The following is a 15,228-nucleotide window of genomic DNA, read 5'->3' on the forward strand; positions in this document are numbered from 1 at the left end:
CGGCGCCCCCGACAGAGCTGGGCGCGGGCAGCACGCCCGCTGCGTGCAGGACGCCGTGAGGGGGACCGGCGCCGGAGCCGGCGTCAGGACCGGCGCCGCGCCAGGGCGGACAGCACCACGAGGGTGGCCATGAGGAGGAACGCGATGGGCAGGCAGAAGTAGGACGCCAGGACGAAGCCGGGCCATACCGTCCCGCCGAGGAAGGCGGTGAGGAGGATCGCCGCGAGCGCGATGAGGCCGATCACGGCGCAGGCGACGGCGGCCACGGAGAGGACCAGTCGTCCACGACCGGCGGGTCCGCCGGGAACCTCGCCGTCGCGCTCGGCAGGGACGCCGACCGACCGCCGCGCGGGGGCGTCCTGGGCTGGTTCATCAGGGATCATAGCCGTCCAAGACTACAAGAACCACGGCCGGGGAGCTGCCGGAGAAGCTATATCCTAGGAGACACAGACTTCCCCGGCGGCGGCAGCCCGCCCCGGCACCAGGCGGTGCACGGACCCGGGACCACCACCGCAGGCGCTGGCCGCCCGGTTCAGCTAAGAAGAGGTAGACGACGTGCCCATCGGCAAAGTCAAGTGGTTCGACGTGGACAAGGGCTTCGGTTTCGTGGCCACGGATGACGGCAAGGAAGTATTCCTGCACGCCTCGGCCCTGCCCGCCGGCGTCAGCGAGGTGAAGGTCGGCACCAAGCTCGAGTTCGGCGTCGCCGACGGCCGCCGCGGACTGCAGGCGCTCTCCGCTCGGATCCTGGAGCAGGCCCCGTCCGTCGTGAAGGCGACCCGCAAGAGCGCGGATGACATGGCGGTCATCACCGAGGACCTCATCAAGCTGCTCGACGCCGTGTCCAACGGACTCCGCAAGGGGCGCTACCCGGAGAAGGCCCACGCGACGAAGGTGGCCGCGGTTCTCCGAGCGGTGGCCGACGACCTCGACGCGTAGGCTTCGACCATGACCACGACCAACCCGGACACCGCCGGCGGCGACGCCCCGGCCGGCGACACCACGATGCCCGACGACGGCGACGCCGTCCTCCAGGTGCCCGTGGAGGCGCCGAAGAAGCCGCGTGCATCTCGTCGCATCCCGAAGTCCGACGCCGTGCTCGAGGCCGCGGTCGAGCGTGCCCGTGCGGCTGTGCTCGAGGTGGCCCCGGAGTCCCAGATCGGCCGGCACGTGTCCGCCGTGATCGAGGGCGAGCGCCTCGTCACCCACCGCTTCGAGGCGTTCATGCCGGGATACGGCGGGTGGCAGTGGTACGCGAGTGTGGCACGCGTGGCGAGGAGCAAGGACGTCACCGTGTGCGAGGTGGGCCTGCTGCCGTCCGCGGCGTCGCTCCTGGCGCCCGAGTGGCTGCCCTGGTCCGAGCGCGTGCGTCCGGAGGATTCCGCGACGGATGACGCCGGCCTGCCGGAGGGAGCAACTCCCAACGCGGCGCCGCTGGAGGGCGTAGCCGGTACGGACGGGGCAGCGGAGGATTCCGCGGGCGGGGCCCCTGGTGCATCGGGTCCTGCGCCGTCGGCCCAGCGCGGGGACGACGACGTCGTCTCCGGGGTGGGACCCGCACCGACCGACACCGCAGCCGGAGAACCCTCGGCCACGGAGGACGGATCCGCCGCCTCCACGGGACAGCCCGACGACGAGTGACCGCCGTGGGTCGCCGGGGCGGGGAGGAAGGAGCATGAGCACCTTCCGCTCGCTCGGCATCCACAACTACAGGCTCTGGTTCATCGGCGCGCTGATCTCCAACATCGGTACCTGGATGCAGCGGACCGCCCAGGACTGGCTGGTCTACGACATCCTCACACCGCAGAACGCCTCGGCGCTCGGGATCGTGATGGCCCTCCAGCTGGGGCCGCAGCTCGTCATCGCGCCGTGGGCCGGACTGATCGCCGATACCGTCGACCGCAGGAAGCTCCTCGCCACCACGCAGATCGCCATGGCGCTGCTCGGCATCGGGCTCGGCCTCATGGTCCTCCTCGACGTCGCCGTCCTCTGGCACGTGTACGCGTTCGCGCTGGCGCTCGGCGTCGTCTCCGCCTTCGACGCCCCCGCACGGCAGGCGTTCGTCTCGGACCTGGTGCGTGACGACTACCTCCCGAACGCCGTCGCCCTCAACAGCGCATCCTTCAACGGCGCCCGCCTCATCGGCCCCGCCGTCGCCGGGCTGCTCACGGCGGGGGTCGGACCGGGCTGGGTCTTCATGATCAACGCCCTGACGTTCGGAGCGATGGTCTACGTCCTCCTGGTGATGCGCGCCTCCGAGCTCAACAGCCAGCCGCGGCAGGCGCCCGGCAAGGGCCGGATCCGCGAGGGCTTCCGTTATGTGCGGCGCCGCCCGGACCTGATGATCGTGATGCTGGCGATCTTCATCGTCGGCACCTTCGGGCTCAATTTCGCCGTGTTCATCGCAGCGATGGCGAGGACCGAATTCGGGCAGGACGCCGGTGTGTTCGGGGTCCTCTCGTCGGTGATGGCCGTCGGTTCGGTGGCCGGCGCCCTGCTCTCCGCCCGGCGGGAACGGCCGCGGCTCAGGTTCGTCTTCGGGGCCTCTGCGGCCTTCGGCCTGGCCTGCGTGCTGGCGGCCCTGGCCCCGAACCTCTGGCTCTTCGGGCTGGCACTGGTGCCGGTGGGACTGTTCGCGCTGACCCTGATGACCAGTGCCAACGCCTATGTCCAGACGACCACGGACCCCGGCATGCGGGGGCGCGTCATGGCCCTGTACTTCGCGATCTTCCTCGGTGGCACGCCGCTCGGGGCGCCCGTGGTCGGCTGGGTGTCCGACATGTTCGGGCCCCGCTGGAGCCTCGGCGTGGCCGCTGCATCCGGCCTGTTGGCCGCCGGGGTGGGCATCTTCTGGGCCTGGCGCTACCACGAGGTGCGGTTGCGGTACGACCGCTCGGCACCCCGGCGCCTGCGTCTCGACCACGAGGCGGGCGCTGCGGACTCCGGGGCGTAGGCGGAGAGTTCCCGCCAGTGTCCTGCATGCTTCGTCCGGCAGCTGCCGGAGGCGCGGCACCGGCGGTCCGGAGGAGGTGCTCCACGACGGCTGGAGAGGCGGTCCTGCCGGTCTAGAGGAGGTGCTCCACGACGTGGTCGATGCACGCGATCAGCGCGGAGACGTCGTCGGGCTCGATCGAGACGAAGGTGGCGATGCGCAGCTGGTTCCGGCCCAGCTTCCGGTAGGGCTCGACGTCGACGACGCCGTTGGCGCGGAGGATCGCTGCGATCCTCGACGCATCGACCGCGTCGTCGAAGTCCACGGTCACGATGACGTTCGAGCGGTCCTCGGCCCGGGCGACATAGGGCTCGGCGATCGGGGAGGCCTCCGCCCAGGCGTAGAGCCGGCCGGCTGAGTCCGCGGTGCGGGCCGCAGCGAAGGGCAGGCCGCCCTGGCCGTTCAGCCACGCCACCTGGGCGTCGAGCGTCACGAGGGTCGAGAGGGACGGCGTGTTGTACGTCTGGTTCAGCCGCGAGTTGTCGATGGCCGTCTGCAGGTTCAGGAAGTCCGGGACCCAGCGGTCGCCCGCCGCGATGCGTGCGGCGCGCTCCAGGGCGGCGGGGGAGAAGAGCCCGAGCCAGAGTCCGCCGTCCGAGGCGAAGTTCTTCTGCGGGGCGAAGTAGTAGACGTCCGCCTGCGAGACGTCGACGTCGAGCCCCCCGGCCGCGGACGTGGCGTCGACGACCACGAGTGCGCCGTCGTCCGCTCCCGCCACCCGGCGGACGGGTGCGGCCACGCCCGTGGAGGTCTCGTTCTGCGGCCACGCGTAGGTGTCCACGCCGGCCTCGGCCACGGGATCGGGACGGCTGCCCGGCGCGGACGTGATGACACTCGATTCCTGCAGGAACGGTGCCCGGGTGGTGGCCGAGGCGAACTTCGACCCGAATTCCCCGAAGGAGAGGTGCTGCGCCCTCGCGTCGACCAGGCCGAACGTCGCCACGTCCCAGAACGCCGTCGAACCGCCGACGCCGAGGACCACCTCGTAGCCGTCCGGGGCGCCGAAGAAGGAGGACAGTCCTTCGCGCACACGCCCGACCAGGTCGCGCACCGGCGCCTGGCGGTGCGAGGTGCCGAGGAGCGTTGGTCCGGCGGCGACGAGCGCATCGATCTGGCCGCTCCGCACCTTCGACGGACCGGCACCGAAGCGGCCGTCGGCGGGCAGGAGGTGGTCGGGGATGCGGGGCGCTTCGCTCATGGGGTGCTCCAGCTGATCGGCGGGGGTATCGCCCTCATTCTGCCCCAGCAGCGGGTTGCCCTCCATTTGTGAACGGATGCCCGGGGCCCCTCCGCGCCCGCCGGCGACCCCCTCGGCGGGAATCCCCGGAGCGGTCGCATGGGTTAACCTTGGGAGGCATGGGGCGGAACCGGCTGTGGCGGCCGCGGTGCCCCACCCGCGTGAGGCATTCCAGCCGCGCACCCGCACCGCACCAAGGAGCTGACCCGCATGACGGACCTCATCGACACCACCGAGATGTATCTGCGGACCATTCTCGAGCTCGAGGAGGAGAACATCGTGGCGCTCCGTGCGAGGATCGCCGAACGGCTGCGCCACTCCGGTCCGACCGTCTCCCAGACCATCGGGCGGATGGAGCGAGACGGCCTCGTGGTCGTCTCCGGTGACCGCCACCTCGAACTCACCGAACTCGGGCGGCACCGGGCCACCGGCGTGATGCGGAAGCACCGCCTGGCCGAGCGCCTGCTCAGCGACGTGATCGGCCTCGACTGGGCGTACGTCCATGACGAGGCCTGCCGCTGGGAGCATGTCATGAGCGAGCGTGTCGAGCGGCGGCTGTACGAACTGCTCGGCCAGCCCTCGGAGTCGCCCTACGGCAATCCGATCCCCGGTCTCGAGGCCATCGGCGGCATCCGGTCGGAGCTGTTCACGGACGGCGTCGTCACCCTGCTCTCGGCCATGGGTACCTACTCACCCGACAAGCGGGTGACGCTCGTCCGTCTCGCCGAGCCCATCCAGGTCGATCCCGAACTCCTCACCCAGCTGGACGAGGGCGGATTGCGCCCCGGTGCGGACCTCGCGCTGGAGTCCGTGGGCGGGTACGTCTCCGTGCGTGTCCCGGGCGTCGAGGGAGCCCTCGAGCTGCCCCCCGAGGTCGCGTCGCACGTCTTCGTGTCCGTCGCCGCCTGACGGCTCCACCACCGGTCCCTGACGGCTCCACCACCGGTCCCTGACGGCTCCACCACCGGTCCCTGACGGCTCCACCACCGGTCCCTGACGGCTCCACCGCGGGTCCCTGACGGCTCCACCGCGGGTCCCTGACGGCTCCACCGCGGGTCCCTGACGGTGCTTGGCCCCGGACCGTCACGGCGCCGGCACGGCGGTTTCTTCGCGCCCGGGCGGGCCTCGGATGGTCGCCGTCACCAAGAACATACCGTTCCGTGACCGGAACGTGACATAGGGTGCTTTCTGTTGTAGCCTTCATCTCGTGCCAAATTCGCTCTAGATCCGGCACCCTCCTGCAAATCGCCTAGCTCTGCCATTGCCGGAGGTCCGTCCGCACCATCGCATGGCAGAGGCGGGGGAACCAATTTCGGGTTTCTGCACAGAAATCCTTGGGGTTAAGTCGCTTGCTCACGCAGCGGCCGGGTGACTCCCATCCGAATCCGACAGCTCACCTCGCAGGCGTTGGGAGAGGCAATCCACCGTGTCCACCAGCTCTTCGCTGGGCCGCCACCGCGCGCCCAAGACGGTCAGCCCGCTGACCACCCTGTCGACAGCAGTCACATCCAACGCCGGTTCCGTCGGCCGCCAGGCAGCCGTCATCGTCGCCGCCTCGGGCCTGGTCCTCACGGCCGGCCTGCCGGCCCACGGCGTCACCATCGCGGACCGTGAGGTCCAGTCCTCCGCAGCCCTGACCATCAGCCGCGTCGTCTCCGCCGAGGTCACGGTCCCGGCCACGGCGAAGGTCACGTTCGAGCGGGTCGCCGTCGAGGTCACCCCCGCCCCCGAGCCCATCGAGGAAGCCCCCGTCGTCGAGGAAGCCCCCGATCCCGTCGTCGCGGCCCCCGCACCCGTCGCCGCCGTCGAGGCACCAGCACCGGTCGTTCCCGCTGTGGAGGTTACGGTCGCAGCAGCACCCGTGGCCGCCGTCGCCGCGCCGGTCGCCGCGCCCAGCGCCCCGGTCGCCGCAGCGCCTGCAGCCGCCGCACCTGCTCCTGCCGCTCCGGCGCCCGCAGCCCCCGTGGAGCAGCCCGCTCCGGCATCCGGTGTCGCCGCCGGACTCGTGGCCTCCGCCTACGGTCAGATCGGCGTCGCGCAGGACTGCACCGCCATGGTCGAGACCGCCCTGCGCTCCGTCGGCAAGTCCGTCGGAGACCTGGCCCCGGGCCAGTTCTTCCAGTTCGGTGACGTCGTCGGCACGCCCGCCGCGGGCGATCTCGTCATCACCGGCGGCCATGTCGCGATCTACGTCGGCAACGGCCAGGTCATCAGCGGTGGCCTCAACGGCATGAACACCGACATCCACAACCTGTCAGACCTTCCCGGCGCAAGCTTCGTCCGCGTCCGCTGATCACCACACACGGAGAATCCCTTATGACTTCACGCACCACGATCGCCCGCCACCGCTCAGAAGCGCAGACCACTGCCGGCTTCTCCGCCCTCGCCGCAGCAGTCACCACCAACGCCGGCGGCATCGGCCGCCAGGCCGCCGTCATCGTCGCGGCCTCAGGCCTCGTCCTCACCAGCGGTGTCGCGGCCAACGCCGCCGACCTGCAGCCGCAGCGTGAGGTAGCCACCTCCAACGTCTCGGTCTCGTCGGTTCGCGCGGCCGTCGTCGCCTCGAACTCGTCCGTCGTGTCCTTCAACATGACGCCGGTCAAGGTCAAGGCCAAGCCCGTCGTCAAGACCCCGAAGGCCCCCGTCGTCGTGGCTCCCGTCGTCGAGCAGGTCGCCGTCCCCGTCGTCGAGACCGCACCCGTCGTCGAGGCAGCACCGGTCACCGCGGCAGCTCCCGCCGCCCCCGCCGTCGCCGCCCCGGCGGCCGTTGCGCAGGCTCCCCAGGCTGCGGCCGTCGCCGCTCCCGCCGTCGCCCCGGCTCCCGTCGCGGCACCTGCACCTGCACCGGCGCCCGTCACCGCCCCCGCTCCGGCACCCGCGGTGTCCTCCGGTGTCGCCGCGACCATCGCCGAAGCTGCGAAGGGCCAGCTCGGCGTCATGCAGGACTGCACCCGCCTGGCGAGCAATGCCCTCGCCGCCGCCGGCATCAACTTCCACGGCTGGCCGGCCGGGTACCTGTCCCTCGGCCGCACGGTCAGTGCCGGCGAGGCCATCCCGGGTGACCTCATCTACTACGCCGACGGCGGCATGGGCATGGCCCACATCGCCGTGTACATCGGTGGCGGTCAGGCCGTCCACGGCGGATTCAACGGCAACACCACGGTGATCGCGCCCGCCGAGCTCGGCTCGGGCGGCGTGTACATCCGCGTCGGCGGCTGATCGGCCACCGAGCAGGACGGAAGGACCGGCGCATCGCGCCGGTCCTTCCGTGCATCCGGCACAGGACTGCCGGGACCACCAGCTCGCGACACGTCACGTCCCGATCGGCGCCGATTAGCCCCCGTCCTGCGCCCGGCTTACCCTTGCAGTGTCAATCCGAAGCTCTTCTCCCGTACCCCGGGATGGCACCCGGTTGCGGGGAACAGGTCAGCAAAGAGGAACGTGCCATGCGCACTCTTGTTCTGAATGCAGGGTATGAACCACTGGCGGTGGTCACCTTCCGCCGGGCGCTGGTGCTCGTGCTCACAGGGAAGGCCAGCGTGGTGGCCGAGGACGACGAGCCGATCGTGGGCCCCACGGAGATCCTCGGACGGCCCTCCGTGATCCTGCTCAACCGATACGTGAAGGTCCCGTACCGGTACGACGTCTCGGCCACGCGGCGGGGGGTCCTCCGTCGCGACAACCACCTCTGCGCCTACTGCGCGCGGCCGGCATCGACGATAGACCACGTGATGCCGCGCTCGCGCGGGGGCCAGGACACGTGGGAGAACCTCGTGGCCTGCTGCCTCACCTGCAACAACGCCAAGGGTGACAAGACCCTCTCCAGCCTGGGCTGGAGCCTGCGGATCGTCCCCCTCCCGCCGCGGGGGCCGCAGTGGCAGATCCGCGAGCTGGAGAAGCCGGCCCCGCAGTGGAACGAGTTCCTGTCCCAGCGGGCCGCATGACGCCCGCTCCCGTGCGGTTCGACGCGATCGTCCTCGCCGGCGGCAGGTCCTCCCGCCTGGGCGGCGTGGCGAAGGCCGGACTGCTCCTGGGCGGCCGGACCCTGCTCGAGCACACCTGCTCGGCGCTGGTCGACGCGGACCACCTGGTCGTCGTCGGCCCGGACACGGAGCCCGGTGCCCTGGCCGGTGCGCCGACCATCGTCCGGGAGGATCCGCCCTTCGCGGGGCCGGCCGCGGGACTCGTGGCCGGTTTCACCTCGTGGCGGGCGCCGCGAGCGCCCTGGTGCGTCGTCGTCGCGTGTGACATGCCGAGGGTCGCGGACCTCCTCACGATCCTGCTGGCCGAGGCACGGGCAGAAGACGGGCAAGCTTCCCTCGTCGCGCTCGACGGCGGCCGCGACCAGCCGCTCGCCGCCGTCTACCGGAGCGCGGACCTTGCGGCAGCGATCGACGGCGTGCTGGCGTACGGAACTGCGCAGGATCTCTCGATGCGCAGCCTCCTTGCTAGTGTGAGGACCAGACCGGTCCCGGTTCCGCCGGGCACGACGCACGACGTCGACACCTGGAGTGATGCACGAGCGCTGGGCGTCGATGTCCCCTGAACCGCCCGGAGGGCTGATGGACGATCGCCAGAGACTGCTGCAGGAATGGACGGAGACGCTGCTCGCCGCGTTCGAGATCGAGGGGACGCACGTCGACATCGACGCCGTCCTGGAGCTCGCCGGCAAGGCGGCCCACGGCGTGGTCCGTCCCGCAGCTCCGTTGACGACCTTCGTGGTGGGGTACGCAGCAGGCCTGGCCGTGGGGAGCGGGCAGGCCGAGGAGCAGCTGGCCATCAGCTCCGCGATGGCGGTGGCCGACTCGCTCTGCACGGATGCGGCTGCCGACGGCGGGACCGCATGAGCGAGGCCGCCGGAGCACACGACGTCGACTGGACGGAGGCACGTCGCCTGGCGCACGGTGCCGGGATGCCGCTGCCGTTCCAGACGGTCCCCCTCGCGGACGCCCTCGGGCAGACGCTGGCCGAACCCGTCCATGCGCTCCAGGCCATCCCGCACTACGCGTCCTCCGCCATGGACGGCTGGGCCGTGAACGGCGACGCCCCCTGGACGCTGGTCAGCCACGCGGTTCCCGAGGAGCACCCCCGCGGCAGGCCCGCACCGCACGCGGATTCCGGGGAGGTGTCCCTGGCGCCGGGCGAGGCGACCTTCATCCTGACGGGGGGTGTGGTGCCGCAGAACGCGCGGGGTATCCTCCGCACGGAGCATGGATCCATCCGCGGTGACGTCCTGGACCGCAACGAGGCCGCGCGTGCCGACGAGCCCTCGCAGTACGAGCACGTCCGGCCGGCGGGGGAGGAGGCCGAGGCGGGCTCCGAGGCCATCCCCGCGGGGGTGGTCCTCAACCCGGCGCAGATCGCCCTCGCCGCGGTGTGCGGGCATGACACGCTCGCGGTGCTCCGGGCGCCGCGGGTGTCCCTGCTCATGACGGGCGATGAGGTCATCGAGCACGGCCTGCCGCACGCCGGACAGGTACGCGACACCTTCGGGCCCCAGCTGCCCGGCTTCGTCGCGATGCTGGGCGGCCATGTCGACGTGGCGGGCCGCGCGAAGGACGACCTCGACGACGTCATCGCCGCCATCAGCGCCGAGGCGACCGACGAGTTCTCCCTCGCACGTGCTTCCGGGGACGTACTCATCACCACCGGTGGGACCGGGAGCTCCTCCGCGGACCACATCCGCCGTGCCCTCACCGAGCTGGGCGCCGAGCTGATCATCGACGGCATCGCGATGCGTCCAGGCCACCCGACGCTCCTCGCACGCCTGCCGGACGGCCGTTTCCTCGTGGGGCTGCCGGGCAATCCGCTCGCCGCGATGATGGCCATGCTCACCGTGGCCGGACCGTTGCTCGCAGGCCTGCGGGGCTCGCCCCTGGAAGAGCCGGTCACGGTGACCAGTGCCGACGCCTTCGGACCCCTGCGGGGCAGGAGCCGCCTCGTGCCGTACCGGCTCGAGGGCGGCCGCGCGGTGCCGAGCACACACCAGCGCTCGGGCATGCTGCGCGGACTCGCCGCGGCCGACGGCGTCCTCGTGGTGCCTGCGGAGGGTTGCTCGGCGGGCGACGCCGTCCCCGCCCTGTCCCTGCCCTGGCTGGCCTGAGGCCGGACCGGGGCCGCGGCGGTCAGGCCGGGACGAGGTCGGACCGGGGCCGCCCGCCCCGGTCCGACCCGCCCGTCAGGCGGCCTTCTCGACCCGGATGATCACGGATTTGGACGTCGGCGTCCCGCTGATGTCCGCGGTCGAGTCCAGCGGGACGAGGACGTTCGTCTCCGGATAGTACGCCGCCGCGCACCCCTTCGGCGTCGAGTAGGCCACCACGCGGAAGTCCTCCGCACGCCGTTCCACGCCGTCCGACCACTCGGAGACGAGGTGCACCATGTCGCCGTCGTCGAGCCCGGCCTCCGCGATGTCCTGTGGGCTCAGGAACACGACGCGGCGCCCGTTGTGGATGCCGCGGTAGCGGTCGTCCTTGCCGTAGATCGTGGTGTTGTACTGGTCGTGCGAGCGCAGCGTCTGCAGGATGAGCCTGCCCGCGGGTACCTTCGGGTACTCCAGCAGGTTCGCGGTGAAGTTGGCCTTGCCCGTGGCGGTGGTGAAGGTGCGGCTGTCGCGGGGACCGTTCGGCAGCACGAAGCCACCGGGCTTGTCGATGCGGTCCTCGAAGTCGTCGAAGCCGGGCACCACGGCGCTGATGTGCTGCCGGATGACGCGGTAGTCGGCCTGCGCGGCCTGCCAGTCCAGCTGCGGGGCGTTGTCGCGGAACGGGCTGTCCTCGCGGGCGAACAGGCGGTCGCCCAACTCGCAGACGATGGCGATCTCCGACCGCATCTCGGAACTCGAGGGCTTCAGGCGGCCCGTCGACGCATGGACCGCACTCATGGAGTCCTCGACGGTGACCCGCTGGTCGCCACCCGACTGGGTGTCCCGGTCCGTGCGGCCGAGAGCCGGGAGGATGAGGGCCCGGGTGCCGGTCACGAGGTGCGAGCGGTTCAGCTTGGTGGAGACCTGCACGGTGAGCCGTGTGTTCCGCAGCGCCTGTTCCGTGACGTTGGTGTCCGGGGTCGCCCGGACGAAGTTGCCGCCCATGCCCATGAAGACCCGTGCCTTGCCGTCGCGCATCGCCCGGATCGCGGCCACGGTGTCGAACCCGTGCCGGCGCGGGGAGGCGAAGTGGAAGCGCTTGTCGAGGGCGTCGTGGAACGCCTCGGGCATGCGCTCGAAGATCCCCATGGTGCGGTCGCCCTGTACGTTGGAGTGGCCGCGGACCGGGCAGACCCCGGCTCCGGGCTTGCCGACGTTGCCCTGCAGCAGCAGCACGTTGACGACGTCGCGCAGCGTGGACACCGAGTGCTTGTGCTGTGTCAGGCCCATGGCCCAGCAGACGATGGTGCCGGGTGAGGCGATCATGCGGTCGCCGACCTTCGTGATCTCGGCCCTGGAGATGCCGCTCGCCGTCGTGATCTCCTCCCAGCTGGTCTCCCGGAGGCTTGTCAGGTAGTCCTCCAGCCCCAGCGTGTGCTCGGCGATGAAGGCATGGTCGAACACCGTGCCGGTCGCCTCCTCGCGCTCGAGGAGGTGCTTGCCGAGGCCACGGAACAGCGCCTGGTCGCCGCCGATGCGGATCTGCAGGAAGTCGTCCGCCAGGGCCGTGCCGCCGCCGAAGCGCGTGCCGAGCAGCCCCATGGGGTTCTGGGGGTTCTCGAAGCGCATCAGGCCGGCTTCGGGGAGGGGATTGATCGCGACGATCGCCCCGCCGTTCTTCTTGGCCTTCTCCAGCGACGTGAGCATGCGGGGGTGGTTGGTGCCGGGATTCTGCCCGGCGATGATGATCAGCGGCGCCGTGTCGAGGTCCAGCAGGGACACCGTGCCCTTGCCGACGCCGAGCGTCTCGTTGAGCGCGGAGCCCGAGGATTCGTGGCACATGTTCGAGCAGTCGGGCAGGTTGTTGGTACCGATGCCGCGGACCAGCAACTGGTACACGAAGGCTGCCTCGTTCGAGGTACGTCCGGAGGTGTAGAAGACGGCCTCGTCCGGGCTGTCGAGCGCCGCGAGCTCGTCGACGATGACCTGGTTCGCCTCGTCCCAGGACACGGCGCGGTAGTGGGTGCCGCCGTCGTCGAGCAGCATGGGGTGCGTGAGGCGCCCCTGCTGGCCGAGCCAGTAGTCGTCCCGCGTCATGAGGTCCTCGACGGAGTGCTCGGCGAAGAACGTCGGCGGGACGGTGCGGCGCGTCGCCTCCTCGGCGACGGCCTTGGCCCCGTTCTCGCAGAACTCGGCGGTGTGCCGCTTGTCGCCCTCCGGCCAGGCGCAGCCCATGCAGTCGAAGCCCTTGACCTGGTTCACCGCGAGAAGGGTCTGCGCGCTGCGCACCGGCCCCATCTGGTCCATCGAGATCTTGAGGGAGTTGATGACGGCGGGCAGTCCCACCGCCCGCGTCTTCCGAGCTCCCACGGTCAGCTGGGACTCGTCGATATTGTCCTTCGGGGCCTTTGTTGCCACGTGTGCACATCCTCGTGTCGTCGTCGACACACCATGTGGTGTCTGGGGTCAACTAACCTCATCATAGGGCCGAGGTAAGGAGAGCCGAATGAACCGGGTCACACAGCGCCGCCGCATCACGAAGTTCCGCATCGGGGCACCGACCGGTCGCCGCGAGGATGTCCTCGCCGGGGAGGAACCCCTGGAGATCAGACTCGGGGGCAGCGCCTTCACCGTCACCATGCGGACCCCGGGGGACGACTTCGACCTCGTGGCCGGCTTCCTGGTCTCCGAGGGCGTGGTCTGGGAGCCGGGCCAGCTGCCCAGCCTGCGGTACTGCGCGGGCGTGGACGACGACGGCCGGCAGACCTTCAACGTGGTCGAGGCGCAGCTGCGTCCCGGCGTGGAGCTCCCGGACACGGCGATGGAACGCCATGTCTACACCTCCAGCTCCTGCGGCATCTGTGGGACGGCGTCGATCGACGCCGTCCGGAAGTCCTCGCGGTTCGACCTGCACGAGGACACCGCGCCCGTGGACCTCGGGATCCTCGCGTCGCTGCCCGACCGCCTGCGGGAGAACCAGAAGCTGTTCGACCGTACCGGAGGCGTGCACGCCGCCGGACTCTTCACCGCCGAGGGCGAGCTCCTGTGCCTGCGCGAGGACGTGGGACGCCACAACGCCGTCGACAAGGTGGTGGGCTGGGCGCTCCGCGAAGGCATGCTGCCGCTGCGGGGCACCGTCCTGCAGGTCTCGGGCCGGGCGTCCTTCGAACTCGTCCAGAAGGCGCAGCTCGCGGGCATCCCGGTGCTCGCTGCCGTCAGTGCGCCGTCGTCCCTCGCCGCGGACCTGGCCGACGACGCCGGACTGACGCTCGTGGGCTTCAGCCGCGGGACGTCGCTGAACTGCTACTCGCACCCGGAGCGCATCTCGGCCTGACCGGGCCGCCCGCCGCCCGACGGGCCCGTGTCGGCCCGACGGGTGCAGGGCATCGTGCAGGGCATCGCGCAGGGATCCGGCCGGCCCCGCCGCGGGGAGGCCGGCCTCGGCCGCCTAGAACGGGTTCAGCAGGCGCTGCACGAAGCGCCGCGTCCGTTCCTCACGCGGGGTGCGGAGCACCTGGTCGGGATGGCCGTGCTCGACGACGACGCCGCCGTCCATGAACACCACCTCGTCCGCGACCTCGCGGGCGAAGGCCAGCTCGTGCGTCACGATCACCATGGTCCACTTCTCCTCCGCGAGCTCCTTGATGACCGTCAGCACCTCACCCACCAGCTCCGGATCCAGGGCGGACGTCGGCTCGTCGAAGAGCAGCAGGTCCGGCTGCAGGGCGAGGGCGCGAACGATCCCGACGCGCTGCTGCTGTCCGCCGGACAGGTTGAAGGGATGGTCGTTCCGCTTGTCGGCGAGGCCCACGCGGTCCAGGAGCCGTTCGGCGTCCGCGACGGCGTCCTTGCGGGCACGCTTCTGTACCCGGACCGGACCCTCGATGATGTTCTCGAGCACCGTCATGTGCGGGAAGAGGTTGTAGGTCTGGAAGACCATGGCACTGCGATCGCGGAGCGAGAGGGCCTCCTTCCGTGACACCTTCGCGCCGAAGTCCACCGACGGCCCGTCGCGGAAGGCGACCGTGCCGCCGTCGGGCGTCTCGAGTCCGTTGAGGCACCGCAGCACGGTGGTCTTGCCGGACCCGGACGGTCCCACGAGCGCTGTCACCTGCCCGTCCGCCAGGTCGAGGTCGATGGATTTCAGCACCTGGTTGCCGCCGAAGGACTTCTGCAGGCCGGTGACCGTCAGCAGGGCATCAGTGGGCGACATAGCGGTCCAATCTCTTCTCGAGGGCGGACTGGCCGCTGGACAGGACGAGGCAGAACACCCAGTAGATCGCTGCGGCCTCCATGTAGAGCAGGAGGAACTCCTGCGAGAAGGAGGCGATCTGCTGGGCTTCGCGGAACAGCTCCGTCACGAGGATCAGCGAGGCCAGGGAGGTGTCCTTGACGAGGCTGATGAACGTGTTGGACAGCGGCGGCACGGAGACCCGCGCGGCCTGCGGCAGGATGATCCGCCGCAGGGTCAGGTTCCGGGACATCCCGATGGTGTGCCCGGCCTCCCACTGGCCCTTCGGCACCGAGAGGATCGCCGCACGCACGATCTCCGCCGCATAGCCTGCGACGTTCAGCGAGAAGGCGATGATGGCACTCGGCCAGGGGTTGATCGTCAGGCCGATGGACGGCAGGCCGTAGAAGATCACGAACAGCTGAACCAGCAGCGGCGTGCCACGGATGACCGAGACGTACAAACGGGCGATCGCCGAGAGGACGGGTTGCCCGCTGATCCGCATGAGGGCGACGACGAGGGCCAGGGCCAGCCCGAGCGCGAACGAGGCGAGGGACAGCGGGATGGTGCCCGTCAGTCCGCCGGAGAGCATGGGCCAGAAGGACGTGCGCAGCAGCTCCCAGTCCATCAGTCAGCCCCTCCGCGTCGCGCTGACGATCGCCGCCACGGGCCGTGCGCCGGCA

Annotated in this window: 16 protein-coding genes and 1 riboswitch; of the genes, 11 read left to right on the forward strand and 5 right to left on the reverse strand. The window is 70.8% G+C overall.

All coding sequences use genetic code 11. From position 1 onward, the window contains the following. Nucleotides 1–83: 83 nt before the first annotated feature. A complete protein-coding gene (locus NVV32_RS02415; RefSeq protein WP_055769515.1) occupies nt 84–383 on the reverse strand; it encodes a hypothetical protein in 300 nt (99 codons plus the stop codon). 172 nt (nt 384–555) lie between these two features. On the opposite strand from NVV32_RS02415, the gene NVV32_RS02420 reads away from it, so the two are divergent. Genes NVV32_RS02420 through NVV32_RS02430 form a run of 3 tightly spaced genes read left to right on the forward strand, consistent with a single transcriptional unit; the run spans nt 556 to nt 2,953 of the window. After that, on the forward strand, nt 556–939 hold the full coding sequence (locus tag NVV32_RS02420) for a cold-shock protein (RefSeq protein WP_055769517.1): 384 nt from the start codon (nt 556–558) through the stop codon (nt 937–939). Between the two features lie 9 nt (nt 940–948). Next, nucleotides 949–1,641 carry a DUF3027 domain-containing protein gene (locus NVV32_RS02425; RefSeq protein ID WP_422391240.1) on the forward strand — a complete coding sequence of 231 codons (693 nt, stop codon included), beginning with the start codon at nt 949–951 and terminating at the stop codon, nt 1,639–1,641. A 34-nt stretch (nt 1,642–1,675) separates the two neighbouring features. Then, nucleotides 1,676–2,953: an MFS transporter gene (locus NVV32_RS02430; protein ID WP_422391241.1), complete on the forward strand. Its 1,278-nt coding sequence runs from the start codon at nt 1,676–1,678 to the stop codon at nt 2,951–2,953. Between the two features lie 112 nt (nt 2,954–3,065). Here the strand turns inward: NVV32_RS02430 and serC are convergent, their stop codons facing one another. Then, entirely contained in the window at nt 3,066–4,190 is a 1,125-nt protein-coding gene (gene serC / locus NVV32_RS02435; RefSeq protein WP_055770660.1) for a phosphoserine transaminase, read from the reverse strand. A gap of 249 nt (nt 4,191–4,439) precedes the next feature. Here serC and NVV32_RS02440 point away from each other — a divergent pair, with 249 nt between their 5' ends. From NVV32_RS02440 to NVV32_RS02470, 7 genes are all read left to right on the forward strand, one after another. Continuing rightward, complete coding sequence (locus NVV32_RS02440) at nt 4,440–5,138, forward strand: metal-dependent transcriptional regulator (RefSeq protein ID WP_055769523.1); 699 nt, start codon at nt 4,440–4,442, stop codon at nt 5,136–5,138. Between the two features lie 343 nt (nt 5,139–5,481). Further along, nucleotides 5,482–5,650: riboswitch (cyclic di-AMP (ydaO/yuaA leader) on the forward strand. 5 nt (nt 5,651–5,655) lie between these two features. Further along, nucleotides 5,656–6,522, forward strand: a complete 867-nt coding sequence (locus NVV32_RS02445) for an NlpC/P60 family protein (RefSeq protein WP_422391242.1) — start codon at nt 5,656–5,658, stop codon at nt 6,520–6,522. A gap of 23 nt (nt 6,523–6,545) precedes the next feature. Further along, on the forward strand, nt 6,546–7,448 hold the full coding sequence (locus tag NVV32_RS02450; RefSeq protein WP_422391243.1) for an NlpC/P60 family protein: 903 nt from the start codon (nt 6,546–6,548) through the stop codon (nt 7,446–7,448). Nucleotides 7,449–7,675: 227 nt separating this feature from the next. Further along, a complete protein-coding gene (locus NVV32_RS02455; protein WP_055769529.1) occupies nt 7,676–8,173 on the forward strand; it encodes an HNH endonuclease in 498 nt (165 codons plus the stop codon). Continuing rightward, nucleotides 8,170–8,775 carry a molybdenum cofactor guanylyltransferase gene (mobA, locus tag NVV32_RS02460; RefSeq protein WP_422391244.1) on the forward strand — a complete coding sequence of 202 codons (606 nt, stop codon included), beginning with the start codon at nt 8,170–8,172 and terminating at the stop codon, nt 8,773–8,775. The genes NVV32_RS02455 and mobA overlap by 4 nt, the downstream gene beginning before the upstream one ends. A gap of 16 nt (nt 8,776–8,791) precedes the next feature. Further along, the gene (locus NVV32_RS02465) at nt 8,792–9,076 is read left to right on the forward strand and encodes a DUF6457 domain-containing protein (RefSeq protein ID WP_055769533.1); all 285 of its coding nucleotides are present in this window, start codon (nt 8,792–8,794) and stop codon (nt 9,074–9,076) included. Further along, complete coding sequence (locus tag NVV32_RS02470; protein ID WP_422391245.1) at nt 9,073–10,332, forward strand: molybdopterin molybdotransferase MoeA; 1,260 nt, start codon at nt 9,073–9,075, stop codon at nt 10,330–10,332. The genes NVV32_RS02465 and NVV32_RS02470 overlap by 4 nt, the downstream gene beginning before the upstream one ends. A 75-nt stretch (nt 10,333–10,407) precedes the next feature. Here the strand turns inward: NVV32_RS02470 and NVV32_RS02475 are convergent, their stop codons facing one another. Further along, the gene (locus tag NVV32_RS02475; protein ID WP_055769536.1) at nt 10,408–12,732 is read right to left on the reverse strand and encodes an FdhF/YdeP family oxidoreductase; all 2,325 of its coding nucleotides are present in this window, start codon (nt 12,730–12,732) and stop codon (nt 10,408–10,410) included. Nucleotides 12,733–12,820: 88 nt separating this feature from the next. Between NVV32_RS02475 and fdhD the strand changes: the two genes are divergently transcribed. Further along, nucleotides 12,821–13,648, forward strand: a complete 828-nt coding sequence (fdhD, locus tag NVV32_RS02480; protein WP_055769538.1) for a formate dehydrogenase accessory sulfurtransferase FdhD — start codon at nt 12,821–12,823, stop codon at nt 13,646–13,648. Nucleotides 13,649–13,762: 114 nt separating this feature from the next. Here the strand turns inward: fdhD and NVV32_RS02485 are convergent, their stop codons facing one another. Further along, nucleotides 13,763–14,527, reverse strand: coding sequence for an amino acid ABC transporter ATP-binding protein (locus NVV32_RS02485; RefSeq protein ID WP_422391246.1), 765 nt, complete (start codon nt 14,525–14,527; stop codon nt 13,763–13,765). Continuing rightward, nucleotides 14,514–15,173 (reverse strand): amino acid ABC transporter permease, encoded by a 660-nt coding sequence (locus NVV32_RS02490; RefSeq protein ID WP_422391247.1) that lies wholly within the window; start codon nt 15,171–15,173, stop codon nt 14,514–14,516. Before NVV32_RS02490 ends, NVV32_RS02485 begins: the two co-directional genes overlap by 14 nt. Nucleotides 15,174–15,228 lie beyond the last annotated feature (55 nt).

It is taken from the genome of Arthrobacter sp. N1 (assembly GCF_048288285.1).
GTDB lineage: Bacteria > Actinomycetota > Actinomycetes > Actinomycetales > Micrococcaceae > Arthrobacter_D.

Excerpts from the sequence above, each read along its gene's own strand:
- NVV32_RS02415 (WP_055769515.1), bottom strand. The coding sequence starts at position 383 with ATGATCCCTGATGAACCAGCCCAGGACGCCCCCGCGCGGCGGTCGGTC.
- NVV32_RS02425 (WP_422391240.1), top strand. The coding sequence starts at position 949 with ATGACCACGACCAACCCGGACACCGCCGGCGGCGACGCCCCGGCCGGC.
- NVV32_RS02430 (WP_422391241.1), top strand. The coding sequence starts at position 1,676 with ATGAGCACCTTCCGCTCGCTCGGCATCCACAACTACAGGCTCTGGTTC.
- serC (WP_055770660.1), bottom strand. The coding sequence starts at position 4,190 with ATGAGCGAAGCGCCCCGCATCCCCGACCACCTCCTGCCCGCCGACGGC.
- NVV32_RS02440 (WP_055769523.1), top strand. The coding sequence starts at position 4,440 with ATGACGGACCTCATCGACACCACCGAGATGTATCTGCGGACCATTCTC.
- NVV32_RS02450 (WP_422391243.1), top strand. The coding sequence starts at position 6,546 with ATGACTTCACGCACCACGATCGCCCGCCACCGCTCAGAAGCGCAGACC.
- NVV32_RS02455 (WP_055769529.1), top strand. The coding sequence starts at position 7,676 with ATGCGCACTCTTGTTCTGAATGCAGGGTATGAACCACTGGCGGTGGTC.
- mobA (WP_422391244.1), top strand. The coding sequence starts at position 8,170 with ATGACGCCCGCTCCCGTGCGGTTCGACGCGATCGTCCTCGCCGGCGGC.
- NVV32_RS02465 (WP_055769533.1), top strand. The coding sequence starts at position 8,792 with ATGGACGATCGCCAGAGACTGCTGCAGGAATGGACGGAGACGCTGCTC.
- NVV32_RS02470 (WP_422391245.1), top strand. The coding sequence starts at position 9,073 with ATGAGCGAGGCCGCCGGAGCACACGACGTCGACTGGACGGAGGCACGT.
- fdhD (WP_055769538.1), top strand. The coding sequence starts at position 12,821 with ATGAACCGGGTCACACAGCGCCGCCGCATCACGAAGTTCCGCATCGGG.
- NVV32_RS02485 (WP_422391246.1), bottom strand. The coding sequence starts at position 14,527 with ATGTCGCCCACTGATGCCCTGCTGACGGTCACCGGCCTGCAGAAGTCC.
- NVV32_RS02490 (WP_422391247.1), bottom strand. The coding sequence starts at position 15,173 with ATGGACTGGGAGCTGCTGCGCACGTCCTTCTGGCCCATGCTCTCCGGC.